Source organism: Vibrio cholerae ATCC 14035, assembly GCF_000621645.1.
Lineage (GTDB): Bacteria > Pseudomonadota > Gammaproteobacteria > Enterobacterales > Vibrionaceae > Vibrio > Vibrio cholerae.
On the sequence record NZ_KK211324.1, the window covers coordinates 154,665 to 169,112 of the forward strand.

10 protein-coding genes, 6 tRNA genes and 2 rRNA genes are annotated in these 14,448 nt (G+C 47.3%); 7 read left to right on the forward strand and 11 right to left on the reverse strand.

Annotated features, from left to right (window positions below; genetic code table 11):
* Window positions 1–17: 17 nt before the first annotated feature.
* The gene (locus T411_RS0118440) at window positions 18–1,733 is read right to left on the reverse strand and encodes a dipeptide ABC transporter ATP-binding protein (protein ID WP_000054465.1); all 1,716 of its coding nucleotides are present in this window, start codon (window positions 1,731–1,733) and stop codon (window positions 18–20) included.
* Between the two features lie 359 nt (window positions 1,734–2,092).
* On the opposite strand from T411_RS0118440, the gene T411_RS1000000121550 reads away from it, so the two are divergent.
* Window positions 2,093–2,284, forward strand: coding sequence for a hypothetical protein (locus T411_RS1000000121550; protein ID WP_001889828.1), 192 nt, complete (start codon window positions 2,093–2,095; stop codon window positions 2,282–2,284).
* Window positions 2,285–2,468: 184 nt separating this feature from the next.
* On the opposite strand, the gene T411_RS0118445 is transcribed toward T411_RS1000000121550, so the two are convergent.
* From T411_RS0118445 to T411_RS0118465, 5 genes are all read right to left on the reverse strand, one after another.
* Window positions 2,469–2,545: transfer RNA gene (locus T411_RS0118445), tRNA-Pro, on the reverse strand.
* 61 nt (window positions 2,546–2,606) lie between these two features.
* Window positions 2,607–2,682: transfer RNA gene (locus tag T411_RS0118450), tRNA-His, on the reverse strand.
* A gap of 70 nt (window positions 2,683–2,752) precedes the next feature.
* Window positions 2,753–2,829, reverse strand: a tRNA-Pro gene (locus tag T411_RS0118455).
* A gap of 61 nt (window positions 2,830–2,890) precedes the next feature.
* Window positions 2,891–2,966: transfer RNA gene (locus tag T411_RS0118460), tRNA-His, on the reverse strand.
* A 35-nt stretch (window positions 2,967–3,001) separates the two neighbouring features.
* A tRNA-Arg gene (locus T411_RS0118465) sits at window positions 3,002–3,078 on the reverse strand.
* Window positions 3,079–3,367: 289 nt separating this feature from the next.
* Between T411_RS0118465 and T411_RS0118470 the strand changes: the two genes are divergently transcribed.
* On the forward strand, window positions 3,368–3,775 hold the full coding sequence (locus T411_RS0118470; protein WP_000367640.1) for a c-type cytochrome: 408 nt from the start codon (window positions 3,368–3,370) through the stop codon (window positions 3,773–3,775).
* Window positions 3,776–3,841: 66 nt separating this feature from the next.
* On the opposite strand, the gene rep is transcribed toward T411_RS0118470, so the two are convergent.
* Window positions 3,842–5,857: a DNA helicase Rep gene (gene rep, locus T411_RS0118475; RefSeq protein ID WP_000773964.1), complete on the reverse strand. Its 2,016-nt coding sequence runs from the start codon at window positions 5,855–5,857 to the stop codon at window positions 3,842–3,844.
* Window positions 5,858–6,017: 160 nt separating this feature from the next.
* Between rep and vexR the strand changes: the two genes are divergently transcribed.
* From vexR to ubiK, 4 genes are all read left to right on the forward strand, one after another.
* Complete coding sequence (gene vexR, locus T411_RS0118480) at window positions 6,018–6,599, forward strand: TetR family transcriptional regulator VexR (RefSeq protein ID WP_001290345.1); 582 nt, start codon at window positions 6,018–6,020, stop codon at window positions 6,597–6,599.
* Window positions 6,600–6,617: 18 nt separating this feature from the next.
* The gene (gene vexA, locus T411_RS0118485) at window positions 6,618–7,724 is read left to right on the forward strand and encodes a multidrug efflux RND transporter periplasmic adaptor subunit VexA (RefSeq protein WP_000759347.1); all 1,107 of its coding nucleotides are present in this window, start codon (window positions 6,618–6,620) and stop codon (window positions 7,722–7,724) included.
* Window positions 7,725–7,735: 11 nt separating this feature from the next.
* On the forward strand, window positions 7,736–10,846 hold the full coding sequence (gene vexB, locus T411_RS0118490) for a multidrug efflux RND transporter permease subunit VexB (RefSeq protein ID WP_001212849.1): 3,111 nt from the start codon (window positions 7,736–7,738) through the stop codon (window positions 10,844–10,846).
* Window positions 10,847–10,962: 116 nt separating this feature from the next.
* Entirely contained in the window at window positions 10,963–11,214 is a 252-nt protein-coding gene (gene ubiK / locus T411_RS0118495) for a ubiquinone biosynthesis accessory factor UbiK (RefSeq protein ID WP_000458935.1), read from the forward strand.
* A 126-nt stretch (window positions 11,215–11,340) separates the two neighbouring features.
* Here the strand turns inward: ubiK and ilvC are convergent, their stop codons facing one another.
* Window positions 11,341–12,825, reverse strand: a complete 1,485-nt coding sequence (gene ilvC / locus T411_RS0118500) for a ketol-acid reductoisomerase (RefSeq protein ID WP_000024919.1) — start codon at window positions 12,823–12,825, stop codon at window positions 11,341–11,343.
* 137 nt (window positions 12,826–12,962) lie between these two features.
* Between ilvC and ilvY the strand changes: the two genes are divergently transcribed.
* Window positions 12,963–13,859 (forward strand): HTH-type transcriptional activator IlvY, encoded by an 897-nt coding sequence (ilvY, locus tag T411_RS0118505; protein ID WP_001022809.1) that lies wholly within the window; start codon window positions 12,963–12,965, stop codon window positions 13,857–13,859.
* Between the two features lie 110 nt (window positions 13,860–13,969).
* Here the strand turns inward: ilvY and T411_RS0118510 are convergent.
* From T411_RS0118510 to T411_RS0118520, 3 genes are all read right to left on the reverse strand, one after another.
* Window positions 13,970–14,060 (reverse strand) — tRNA-Ser (locus tag T411_RS0118510).
* 47 nt (window positions 14,061–14,107) lie between these two features.
* Window positions 14,108–14,223: ribosomal RNA gene (gene rrf, locus T411_RS0118515) — 5S ribosomal RNA — on the reverse strand.
* Window positions 14,224–14,354: 131 nt separating this feature from the next.
* A 23S ribosomal RNA gene (locus T411_RS0118520) occupies window positions 14,355–14,448 on the reverse strand; the annotation flags it as partial.

The window sequence follows — 14,448 nt, forward strand, 5'->3', positions numbered from 1 at the left end:
TGGTCCATGGTTAACGGCTATGCTGCCGTAGTGCTTTCGCGTAAGCCTGTAAATTCAGGCATTAAGGAAATCAACTTCTTGCTGTATTCATGCTGCGGATCGGTAAACAGCTGCTCGGTGGGTGCCACTTCCAGTAGCGTCCCCATCTGCATGACCCCAACGCGATCGCACATCTGGCGGATCACGGGCAAATCATGGCTGATAAACAGCATGGTGAGATTGAGCTCATCTTGCAGATCTTTCAGCAAATTGAGGATTTGCGCCTGCACTGACACATCCAGTGCCGAGGTAGGTTCATCGCAAATCAAAAGACGTGGTCGCGTCGCGAGTGCGCGCGCAATCGAGATCCGTTGACGCTGACCACCTGAAAATTCATGGGGATATTTCAACCCCGCCATCTTACCTAAGCCGACATGCTCGAGCAGATCATTAACGATTTGTCGGGTTTCGCTCTCATTACGTGTCAATTTATGAAAGCGGATCGGCTCGGCGATGATGTCAAAAATCTTCATCCGCGGGTTCATCGAGGTGTATGGGTTTTGGAATACCATCTGCATTTGACGACGCAGTGGGCGACGTTCGTGCTCCGATTTCAGCGCGGTTAAATCGATACCTTCAAAAGTCACTCGCCCCGCATTGGGTTGATACAAACCGGCAATCACGCGCGCAATGGTCGATTTACCTGAACCCGATTCGCCGACCAGACCAAAGGTTTCCCCTTCATGTTCTTCAAAACTGACGTTATTCGACGCTTGCACATACTCACGGCGGCTTTCAAACAGCGAATCTTTGGTCACAAAACGTAGATTGACGTTTTCGACTTTTAACAGCGGCCCTGTGTATTTGCGGTGATCTTGGCTCTGCCCCAACCAATGGCTTTTCACATCCAAAGGCTTGAGTTCTTTCGCTTCTTCGATATAGCTCACCAGAGGGAAACGGTCGAGTTTGCGATCAGAACGCGGTACCGCTGAAATCAAACTACGGGTGTAAGGGTGCTCAGGTGTGCCAAGCACTTTGGCAGTCGGACCGAACTCCACCAAATCACCACGGTACATCACCGCTACGCGATCAGTAACGTTAGAAACCACACCCATATCGTGAGTAACCAGCATGCAACCCACATTATTCTTCTTACACAGTTCGCGAATCAGATTCAGGATCTGGTCTTGAATCGACACATCCAGCGCGGTGGTAGGTTCATCGGCGATGATCAAATCAGGCTCACCAGCCAACGCGATCGCAATTACCACCCGTTGACGCATGCCACCAGAAAATTGGTGAGGATACTGTTTAAGGCGATTTTCAGGCTGCGGAATACCGACTTGCTTCATCAAAGATAAAGCACGTTGATACGCTTCTTCGGCACTCACCTGCATGTTGGCATGAATGGTTTCGGTCAACTGATGCTCGACGGTAAACAGCGGGTTGAGTGAGGTCATGGGATCTTGGAAAATAAAACCAATTTTACTACCACGTACTTCACGCATCGCTTGCGGAGAAAGACCAGAGATCTTCTCACCGTTTAAATACACTTCACCGCCCGCAATAGTTCCCGGAGGGCTGAGCAGGTCAATCACCGCATTACCGACCGTCGATTTTCCGGCGCCCGATTCCCCAACCACACCGACAATTTCACCACGTTGGATATCTAAGGTGAGTGATTTCACCGCCGCGTGCACACCGTGACGAGAAGGGTATTCAATTCTAAGATTTTTGACTTCTAAAAGTGACATTCCATCAGACCTCTACTGCTGTGGCAGCATTCTGCCCTGTCTGAAGCACATCAGCGAACAAGGCGAGACTGATGTACATTTTGCATCCATTCCAATCAGAACAATATTCTGACAATTTATAAGGTTCTCAATTTGGCAAATCTTTCACACAAAAGCAACAAAGAGAGGATAAAAAAGCGCCTTAACCCAGAAACAATTTCCACAAATCGTTTAATATGCAAAAAAATCACATATATTATTGGTCTTACCATTTTTAAAAAATTGAAAAAATCTCAGTATGATTGGTATTTGTTACTGTAAACGACGTGATTCATAACAGGAGATAAAACAACCAACGCATAACTTTTCTCCACGCAAAAATGGAACAATTAACAAAAAAGAAACAACTGCCAAATTTTGAGTGCAAACAACAAAGCAAAACTCTGGATGATAAGCATCTATCCAGTCATAAAAACCAAAAAACTCCCAATTTAACTCAGATAAATCATAAAAATAGTTCATTGAGCCATACTGAGCACTTCAGTAACCATAGTCGTGAACAGATGTCTTAGCGGGAAAATATCGATGAATTGTCGGTAAGATCGCAATTTACTAGAGAGAAATATGCCCAACAACGTAATGATTAAAAAGCAGCCATCGGTAGACAGTGTCAATACAGGACAACTTGGCGAGGAAACATGAGTTTTAAAGAGATAAAATGCAAAAAGCCTCAGCAAATGCTGAGGCTTTGAAGAGTGGTCGGTGAAGAGGGATTCGAACCCCCGACCCTCTGGTCCCAAACCAGATGCGCTACCAAACTGCGCTATTCACCGACTATATTTTGCTTAAGAGTCTTTCTTAAGACTGGGGATAACTGAATATCACCGAAATAAATGGGGTGGCTAATGGGGCTCGAACCCACGACAACCGGAATCACAATCCGGGGCTCTACCAACTGAGCTATAGCCACCACTGAAAGTTGTAATAACCGCTTGTCTGCCGTTATTTCAGACTACGCTCTTGCCTAGTCTTTCAATAAGTGGTCGGTGAAGAGGGATTCGAACCCCCGACCCTCTGGTCCCAAACCAGATGCGCTACCAAACTGCGCTATTCACCGACTATGTTTTGCTTAAGAGTCTATCTTAAGACTGGAGATAATTGAATATCACCGAAGTAAATGGGGTGGCTAATGGGGCTCGAACCCACGACAACCGGAATCACAATCCGGGGCTCTACCAACTGAGCTATAGCCACCACTGAAATTCTTTACCGATATTCCCCGGGCGAAATGGCGCGCCCGAAAGGATTTGAACCTTCGACCTTTGGCTCCGGAGGCCAACGCTCTATCCAGCTGAGCTACGGGCGCATGCCCTATCGGCGGAGTGGAATAATACGTATATCACATTAGGGCGTCTAGTACTTTTTTTACTTTTTTTACTGTTTGACGCCTTTTTCATCAGATGCTTGCTACTATTCCCTTATAAAGGATGTGACTCACCGCCGGAAGATCGCAACTTGTTGTTTATTGCAACAACTTCTCAGGATATAATCACCCAAAATTTACATTGATTTAACAGCAATTACCGCCCGTTAAATTGAAACACTCTAAAAATAATAGGTAAGCAGCACTTACCTTCGGAATGTAAAGTGAGTTAATGGATATGTCTCGATCACTCTTAAGCGTACTGTTCGCTGCTCTAACATTTTCTACTGCAGCGTTTGCTCTAACTGAAGCCGATAAAAATGCAATTGCTGAACGCATTAAGCCGGTAGGTGATGTGTATCTGGCGGGTAGCGAACCAGTACAAGCCGCTCCTACAGGTCCTCGTGATGGCGCAACGGTTTACGGTACTTTTTGTACTGCCTGTCACTCAGCGGGGATCTCTGGTGCACCGAAAACAGGCAATGCTGCCGATTGGGGACCGCGTATCGCCCAAGGTAAGGATGTGTTGAAAAACCACGCGCTAAACGGCTTCAATGCCATGCCGCCAAAAGGCACCTGTATGGATTGTTCTGACGATGAAATCGTTGCTGCGATTGAGCATATGATCGCAGGCCTGTAATAAGCGGGCTTACCATTCCATCAATTGATAATAAAGAAGGGCTTGTTTTGACAAGCCCTTCTTTATTTACTTCTTAAACATCGCTCTTAAATTAGCGATATGCGCTTGGCCTTTGGCCATACGCTCTTCCTGGGTGACGGGCTTTTTCTTTACTTCCCACTCGATATCGTCCTGGGGCAACTCATCCAAAAAGCGGCTTTGCGAAGGTTTGATCAGTTCACCAAACTGACGGCGCTCTTTACACACGATAAACGTTAGCTCGCGTTGTGCTCGGGTGATCCCAACGTACATTAAGCGGCGCTCTTCTTCGACATTCTCTTCATCAATACTGGTTTGATGCGGCAAAATGCCCTCTTCAGCTCCAATCAAATACACGTACGGAAATTCTAAGCCCTTTGAGGCGTGCAGTGTCATCAGCTGTACCGCATCACTGTCATCGTTCTCTTCGCCACGCTCCATCATGTCGCGCAGAGTTAAACGCTGCACCACCTCTTTCAGAGTTTTCTCTTGCTGATCGGGATTATCGCCTTCCAAATCGGCCACGATCCATGAATAGAGATCGGAGACGTTTTTCATGCGCATTTCGGCCGCTTTCGGACTGGCGGAAGTCTCATACAACCAATCTTCGTAACGAATATCACGCACTAATGCGCGCACCGCTTCCACCGTGTTACCCCGCTCAGCATTATCGGCAATCGCCACCAACCACTCAGTGAAGCGGCGTAAGTTCTCAAGCCCTCGCCCGCTCAAATGCTGCTCTAAACCGAGCTCAAAACTGGCGGTAAATAGGCTTTTGCCCCGCATATTGGCGTAACTGCCTAACTTTTCGAGCGTAGCTGGGCCGATTTCACGCTTCGGTGTATTCACAATGCGTAAAAATGCGTTGTCATCATCAGGGTTCACCAGCACTCGCAGGTAAGCCATGATGTCTTTGATCTCTGCGCGCGCAAAAAACGAAGTGCCGCCGGAAAGTTTGTACGGCACACGGTTTTGAGTCAGCGATTTTTCAATCAGTCGCGATTGATGGTTTCCGCGATAAAGAATCGCGTAATCTCGGTATTCGGTTCGATTGAGAAACTTATGGGCGATGATTTCTGCGATCACTCGCTCTGCTTCATGATCTTCATTATTGGCCAGTATGACCTTGAGCTTTTCCCCTTCCGCTAACTCAGAAAAGAGCGCCTTTTGGTAAACGTGGGGGTTATTGGCAATTAAAATGTTCGCCGCACGCAAAATGCGGCTGGTCGAGCGATAATTTTGTTCGAGCTTAATCAGCTTTAAACTCGGAAAATCTTCCCCAAGTAACACCAAGTTTTGTGGTTTTGCACCACGCCATGAATAAATGGATTGGTCATCATCTCCCACCACAGTTAAACGGCCACGCTCACCCACTAAGAGTTTGACCAACTCATATTGGCTGGTGTTGGTATCTTGATATTCGTCCACCAACAGATAGCGAATCCGATTTTGCCAGCGTTGGCGTACTTCTTCATTGCTGCGTAGCAGTAACACCGGCAGCAATATCAAATCATCGAAATCGAGTGCGTTGTAAGACTGCATCTGTTTTTGGTAAAGCTCAAAGCAGTGTGCAAAAAGCAGCTGCTGTTCCCCTTTCGCCATTGCCTTGGCTTGCGGCGGAGTCAGCATGTCATTTTTCCAGTTGGAAATGGTGCTCAGTAGCAAGCGCAGCAGATCTTTATCGCCGTCGAGCTGCTTTTCGGTCAGCTCTTTAAGTAACGCGAGCTGATCTTGGTCGTCAAACAGTGAAAAACCCGCTTTGAGGCCCAAAGCTTTAAACTCACGGCGAATGATGTTTAAGCCAAGAGTATGGAAGGTCGACACCATTAAGCCGCGCGACTCACCTTTACCGAGTGTTTGAGCTACGCGCTCTTTCATCTCACGCGCCGCTTTATTGGTAAACGTAACCGCAGCAATATTGCGTGCTTTATAGCCACATTGCTGAACCAAATAGGCAATTTTATTGGTGATGACGCGTGTTTTACCCGAACCCGCCCCCGCCAATACCAGACAGGGTCCGGAGACGTACTTGACCGCTTCATCTTGTCTTGGGTTCAGCTTCATAGCGCTCTCAATCCTCTTTATTTAGCCGCCAATAATAATCCGCTCACCGAGGATTACCAACAAAGAAACTGCCTTTACAAAAATTTACTGCACAAGTGTATTGCAAAACAGGGGGTATTAGCCGCTATAATGAACAACCGTTCATTTGCAGAGAAATGTGATGTCTGAAATAGTGTACGGCGATAAACAGCTCCAAATCCTTATCGCGGCTGAAAAACTGATTGCAGAACAGGGCTTTCAAGGGCTCTCGATGCATAAAGTGGCGAAAGCAGCGAATATGGCAACCGGAACGATTTATCGTTACTTCCGCGATAAAGATCATCTCTTGATTGAAGTGCGTTTGCACGTTAGTCAAAAAATCGCCGAAGCCGTACAAGCTAATCTTAGAGATGACATGTCTTTGCAAGAACGCTTCCGTACTATGTGGCTGAATATTTGGACGTTGGCTGGCTCTTGTCGTGACATTATTAGTAATCGAGTGCAGTATGAGTCTTTACCAACAACAACTTGTTGCAATGTAAGGGAACTAGAGCAAAAAATGTTTGCCAAAGTCGAACTGTTGTTCGACCAAGGAAAGCAGCAGGGAATTTTCAAACCTCTCGATAACCATCTTCTTTCTGCGTTGAGTTTTGAAACAACCGTCACTCTTGCTCGTCAATACGCTTTAGGTTTTTATCAACTGGATGATTCAACTCTCGATGCAATGATTCAAGCCAGTTGGGATGCAATTACTCAACACTAATTTGGAGTTCGCACCAGAATGAAAAAGTGGACATTTTTTATGTTGCTTATCGCGATCCTGCTGTTTGGCAGCGTGATAGGTTTCAATCTTTTCAAACAACAGAAAATTGCCGAGTACCTCGCCAATCGTCCTGAGCCAGAATTTCCGGTTACCGTAGTGACCGCCAATCCGGTTGATTGGGTACCCGTGATTGAAGCGATCGGTTTTATTGAGCCGAATCAAGGTGTGACATTAACGACCGAAACAGCAGGGGTGATTGACCAAATTACGTTTGAATCGGGCACGCAAGTCGCAAAAGACCAACCTCTAGTGCTACTGGATTCAGCGGTAGAACGAGCCAATTTAAAAAGCACTGAAGCGCGCCTGCCTGCAGCGAAAGCCAAATATGAACGCTACAAGGGTCTGTTCGCTAAAGGTTCTATCTCTAAAGAGTCTTATGATGAAGCAGAAGCGAGCTACTATGCGCTCTCCGCTGATATTGAAAGCCTAAAAGCCACCATTGCTCGCCGTGAAATCAAAGCGCCTTTTGCTGGTGTGATCGGTATTCGTAATGTGTTCTTAGGTCAATATTTGCAGCCTGGTACAGATATTGTGCGCTTGGAAGATACCAGCGTGATGCGTCTGCGTTTTACCGTGCCACAAAGAGATATTTCGCGTATTTCACTGGATCAAGAAGTCGATATTTTTGTGGATGCTTATCCACAGACTTCATTTAAAGGCTCCATCTCAGCGATTGAACCTGCAGTGAGCGTACAAAGCGGCCTGATCCAAGTGCAAGCGGATATCCCAAATAGTGATGGCAAACTGCGAAGCGGTATGTTCGCGCGTGCCAACATCATTCTGCCTAAGCTGGAAAACCAAGTCACTCTGCCGCAAACCGCGATTACCTATACCCTCTACGGTGACAATGTTTACATTGTCAGCGAAGAAAATGGTGAGAAGCGCGTCCAGCAACATGTCGTGAAAGTGGGTGAGCGCTCTGAATCTATTGCTCACATTCTGGAAGGCGTAAAACCGGGTGATGTGGTTGTCACGACAGGTCAAGTACGTCTGAGTAACGGTGCTAAAGTTCGTATCGTCGAAAGTGATGCGACTACACCACCAGCAGAAACCCCAATGCTGTAAGCGGAGGCATCATGCGCTTTACTGATGTTTTTATAAAACGTCCAGTTTTAGCGGTATCGATCAGCTTTTTGATTGTGTTGCTTGGTCTACAAGCCATTTTCAAAATGCAGGTGCGTGAATACCCTGAAATGACCAACACCGTAATTACGGTGAGCACCGGCTATTACGGTGCCAGTGCCGATTTGATTCAAGGTTTTATTACTCAACCCTTGGAACAAGCGGTAGCACAGGCGGATAACATTGATTTTATGACGTCACAGTCCGTGTTGGGTCGCTCGACCATCACAGTGACCATGAAATTGAATACGGATCCCAACGCCGCGTTATCTGACGTTCTGGCCAAGACCAACTCGGTTCGCTCGCAGTTGCCTAAAGAAGCAGAAGATCCGACCGTCACTATGTCGACCGGTTCAACCACTGCGGTTCTGTATATTGGTTTCACCAGTAATGAATTGGCATCCAGCCAAATCACTGATTACCTAGAGCGCGTGGTTAATCCACAGCTTTACGCAGTCAATGGTGTATCAAGTATCGATCTGTATGGCGGTATGAAATACGCGCTCCGGGTATGGCTCGATCCAGCCAAAATGGCGGCACTAAACCTCTCCGCAGCGGATGTGATGAGCATTCTGAATGCCAACAACTATCAGTCAGCGACCGGTCAGGCGATTGGTGAATTCGTTCTTTATAATGGCAGCGCCGATACCCAAGTCTCCACCGTGGAAGATTTGGAAAGTCTGGTGGTGAAAGCTGAGAAAGGTACCGTGACTCGCCTAGGTGATATCGCGAAAGTTACCTTGGCTAAGAGCCATGATACCTATCGCGCGAGTGCTAATGGCCGTGAAGCGGTCGTTGCCGCGATTAATGCGGCCCCAAGTGCGAACCCTATCAACATCGCCAAAGATGTGCTTGAGATGCTCCCTGAGCTGCAGAAAAACATGCCAAGCAACATTGAAATGAACGTGTTGTACGACTCAACGGTTGCGATCAATGAATCGATCCACGAGGTTATCAAAACCATCGTAGAAGCGGCGCTGATCGTTCTTGTGGTCATCACTCTGTTCTTGGGTTCACTGCGTGCCGTACTCATCCCAATTGTCACTATCCCGCTTTCACTGATTGGTGTTGCGATGGTGATGCAGATGATGGGCTTCTCTTGGAACCTAATGACGCTACTGGCGATGGTTCTGGCGATCGGTCTTGTGGTTGACGATGCGATCGTCGTTCTAGAGAACGTTGACCGCCATATCAAAGAAGGGGAATCCCCTTTCCGCGCGGCGATCATCGGTACCCGTGAAATTGCCATCCCAGTTATTGCGATGACACTGACGTTGGGTGCGGTCTATGCGCCGATTGCTTTGATGGGCGGTATCACCGGCTCACTGTTTAAAGAGTTTGCGCTCACACTGGCTGGTTCTGTTTTTGTATCCGGTATTGTTGCATTGACTCTGTCGCCGATGATGTGTTCAAAGATGCTCAAAGCCAATGAAGCGCCGAACAAATTTGAACTGAAAGTGCACCATTTACTGGATCGCATGACGGCACGCTATGAACGCATGCTGACCGCGGTAATGGCTCATCGCCCTGTGGTTATTGCCTTTGCGTTTATCGTTTTTGCAAGTTTACCAATGCTGTTTAAGTTCATTCCAAGTGAGCTTGCGCCATCGGAAGATAAAGGGGTAATCATGCTGATGGGTACAGGCCCGTCGAATGCCAACCTCGATTATCTGGCGAATACGATGGATGATGTGAATAAAATTCTGTCTGATCAGCCAGAAGTTCAGTTCGCTCAGGTGTTTACTGGTGTTCCTAACTCAAACCAGGCGTTTGGTATTGCGTCAATGGTGCCATGGAGCCAGCGTGAAGCTAGCCAAGCCACAGTAACCAACCGCGTGGGTACCTTGGTACAAGATATCCCAGGTATGGCGGTAACGGCATTCCAGATGCCAGAACTGCCTGGTGCAGGCTCTGGCTTACCGATCCAATTTGTGATCACCACGCCAAGCAACTTTGAAAGCTTGTTTACCATCGCCACCGATGTGCTGACCGAAGTCAAAGCCAATCCGATGTTCGTCTACTCGGATCTGGATCTGAACTTCGATTCGGCAACGATGAAGATCAATATCGATAAAGATAAAGCCGGTGCCTACGGCGTGACCATGCAAGATATTGGCATCACGCTCAGCACCATGATGGCCGACGGTTATGTCAACCGTATCGACCTCAACGGCCGCTCTTACGAAGTGATCCCGCAAGTGGAACGTAAATGGCGTCTCAACCCTGAATCGATGAACAGCTACTACGTTCGCGCGGCAGATGGCAAAGTGATCCCACTCGGTAGCCTAGTGACGATTGATGTGGTTGCAGAGCCTCGCTCGCTACCCCACTTCAACCAGCTCAACTCTGCCACCGTAGGTGCGGTGCCAGCACCGGGCACGGCTATGGGGGATGCCATCAACTGGTTTGAGAATTTGGCAAGCAGCAAACTGCCTAAAGGCTATAGCCATGACTACATGGGTGAAGCTCGTCAGTATGTGACCGAAGGTAGCGCGCTGTATGCCACATTTGGCCTAGCGTTGGCGATCATCTTCTTGGTGTTGGCGATTCAGTTTGAATCTCTCAGAGATCCTTTGGTTATCATGGTCTCTGTACCACTCGCCATTTGTGGTGCCTTGATCGCACTGGCTTGGGGTACGGCAACCATGAACATCTACTCGCAGGTTGGCTTGATCACACTGGTCGGCCTTATCACTAAACACGGTATTTTGATCTGTGAAGTGGCCAAAGAGGAGCAGTTACACAACAAACTCAGCCGGATTGAGGCTGTCATGCATGCCGCTAAAGTGCGTCTGCGCCCAATCCTAATGACCACTGCAGCAATGATCGCAGGCCTGATCCCACTGATGTACGCCACCGGTGCAGGGGCTGCGCAGCGCTTCAGTATCGGTATTGTTATCGTCTCTGGTCTGGCAATAGGTACCTTGTTTACTCTGTTTGTACTGCCGGTGATTTACAGCTACCTTGCAGAGAAACACAAACCACTACCGGTGTTTGTTGAGGATAAAGATCTGGAGAAATTGGCCCGCATTGATGAAGCCAAAGCGGCTCATCGTCAGCTGTAATCCAATATTCAGTCTCATCACAAAAGGCCATTTCGATGGCCTTTTTTTATTATCCAATCTAACGACATCGCTAGCTGAATTGCATAGAATGTTGGCAACTTAACAGGAGAATTACTATGTTTGATGCCAAAAAACTCGAGCAGATCGCCAAGCAAATCCATGAAGCCATGCCACAACCCGTGAAAGAACTGGGTGCTGATGTAGAACAGAAAGTGCGTCAGGTCATTCAAGGCCAACTGAACAAACTGGATGTCGTCAGCCGCGAAGAGTTTGATGTGCAAACTCAAGTGCTGTTACGCACTCGCCAAAAGCTCACTGAGTTAGAGCAGAAAATGGCTGAGCTTGAAGCCAAATTAGCGGATAAATAAGCGCTGAGTTCATACAGTAAACAAGCCACTTAGCACTCAATAAAGAAAGGCTTAGTCATTCGACTAAGCCTTCTTGGTTTTTATTATAGTGTGTTGTTGTGTTTGCTTTGGAAATCAATATAGGGATTAATCACCCACGGCGATGCGCTTCATGTCTTTCATGTATCCACGTAGCTCTTCACCGATATACTCAACCGGATGGTTACGGATGATGCTGTTTACTTCGATAAGCGTTGCGTTATCGACTTGATTAGAGACCACGCCTAATCCTTTACCAATCACATCGGTGCCCACTTTCGGCATAAACTTTTCACGCAGCAGTGGTACCGCCACATTGGCAAACAGATAATTACCGTACTCAGCGGTGTCAGAGATGACCACGTTCATTTCATACAGGCGCTTACGCGCTACCGTATTGGCAATCAGTGGGAGTTCGTGCAGTGATTCATAGTAAGCCGACTCATCGATGATGCCTGAAGCCGTCATCGCTTCAAACGCCAACTCAACCCCAGCACGCACCATGGCAATCATCAAAATACCGTTATCAAAGTATTCTTGCTCAGCAATTTTTACGTCGGTTGTTGGATAGTTTTCAAAGGCCGTTTCAGCGGTTTCTGCACGCCAGCCGAATAAGTCTTTATCATCATTCGCCCAATCCGCCATCATGGTGCTAGAGAAGTGGCCAGAAATGATGTCATCCATATGCTTGTTGTACAGCGGGCGCATCAGATCTTTCAACTCTTCAGACAGCTCAAACGCTTTGATTTTTGCAGGGTTAGACAGGCGATCCATCATATGAGTAATACCGCCAAACTTGAGTGCTTCGGTAATGGTTTCCCAACCAAATTGCAAAAGCTTGCCCGCATAACCAGGGTCGATGCCATCAGCAACCATTTTCTCGTAACAAACGATAGAGCCCGCTTGCAGCATACCGCAGAGAATGGTTTGCTCACCCATCAAATCGGATTTCACTTCCGCTACAAAAGAAGAAGCTAAACAGCCCGCACGATGGCCACCCGTTGCCGCAGCCCACGCTTTAGCAATCTCCCAACCTTCACCTTGCGGATCGTTTTCAGGGTGTACTGCGATGAGAGTAGGAACGCCGAAACCGCGCTTATACTCTTCACGAACTTCCGTACCCGGACATTTTGGTGCCACCATCACAACCGTGATGTCTTTACGGATTTGCATGCCCTCTTCAACGATATTAAAACCGTGTGAGTAACCCAAGGCAGCACCTTGCTTCATCAGAGGCATCACCGCATTGACCACACTGGTGTGCTGCTTATCTGGCGTCAAGTTAATCACCAAATCTGCGGTTGGGATGAGTTGTTCATAACTACCCACGTTGAAGCCATTATTCTTGGCATTTTTAAATGACTGGCGCTGTTCATCAATCGCAGCCTGACGCAGAGCGTAAGAAACATCCAAACCTGAATCACGCATATTGAGGCCTTGGTTTAGGCCTTGAGCCCCACATCCCACGATCACCACTTTCTTACCTTTTAGGTAATCAGCTTCGGTTGCAAACTCTTCTCGCGCCATAAAACGGCAACGACCAAGTTGATCCAACTGTTCACGCAGATTCAGCGTATTGAAATAATTCGCCATGAGGGTGCTCCTTAATAAGTGATTCCGTTAAGTCGGTGCGATATGACCGAATAAACTCATACTAAGCCAGAGACAAAATTGCGCAAAGTGATATATTCACAACTAGTTATTGCAACAAATGCAACATAGGAACTTTTGTGAACATCAAAACTCTGCAGCTATTCATGCATCTATGTGACTGCAAAAATTTCAGTAAAACCGCTTCTGCAATGCATCTCAGCCCTTCCGCACTCAGTCGGCAGATACAGAAGCTGGAGCAAGATTTAGGTCACACACTTTTTCTGCGCGACAACCGCAGTGTTGAACTCACTCCCGCAGCCCACCAATTACTGCCCGTTGCGGCACGCATCATTCACGACTGGCGACAATTCACTACCGAACTCAACGATGACAGCCAAGAACTGCGAGGAGAGATAAAGCTATTCTGCTCTGTTACGGCCAGTTATAGCCACTTACCTGAGCTTCTCAGCTCATTTCGCCTCAAGCATCCTTATATCGAATTTAAACTGCTAACAGGCGATCCGGCACAAGCGATCGATAAAATCCTGCACGATGAAGCGGATATAGCAATTTCTGCGATGCCTGAACAACTGCCAAGCCGCATTGAATTCGCCACAATCAGTGAGATCCCTCTTTCCGTCATCGCACCACTTGGGATCAGCAGCTTTATGGATGAGCTACAAAAAGAGCAGCCTGATTGGAATGAAATACCCTTTATTGTTCCGGAGTCGGGAACCGCGCGCGATAGAGCCAATACCTGGTTTAAGCAAATGAAGATAAAGCCCAATATCTATGCTCAGATCGCAGGACATGAAGCGATTGTTAGCTTGGTGGCTCTTGGATGTGGAGTAGGGATTGCTCCGGATGTGGTTATCAATAACAGCCCTGTGCGTGACAAGATCCAGCGCTTAAGCGTCACCCCCATCAAACCCTTTATGCTCGGTGTTTGCTGCAAGCGTTCACAGTTAGATAATCCGCTTGTCCAAGCACTGTGGCGGGTCGTTTCGGCAAAGAAAAGCGTTGTTGATAAATAAAGAACTTTAGAAGAATAGGTTATCGGTACTGTATCGATAATCTAGATATTGAAAATCAAGATGACAGAATGCAAAAAGGCCGCTGAGTTGTCAGCGGCCTTTCTTAATAGTGGCGGAGAGATAGGGATTTGAACCCTAGGATAGCTATTAACCATCGCCGGTTTTCAAGACCGGTGCTTTCAACCACTCAGCCATCTCTCCGCAAATTGTGTGCTAATAGCGTGGTGACACTATCAGCGAGATTAAAAGCCTGGCGATGTTCTACTCTCACATGGGGAAACCCCACACTACCATCGACGCTGTTTCGTTTCACTTCTGAGTTCGGGATGGAATCAGGTGGGTCCAAAACGCTATGGTCGCCAAGCAAATTCTGTTTTTGATTTCACTTTTTCTTAAAAAAAGTGATAACCAACAATTCTGGAAAGCTGTCTTCGTTCTCACACACATTCTTATGCGCTTAGCTTTGAGTCCACTACAAAACCCCTTGGGTGTTGTATGGTTAAGCCTCACGGGCAATTAGTACAGGTTAGCTCAACGCCTCACAACGCTTACACACCCTGCCTATCAACGTTCTAGTCTCGAACAACCC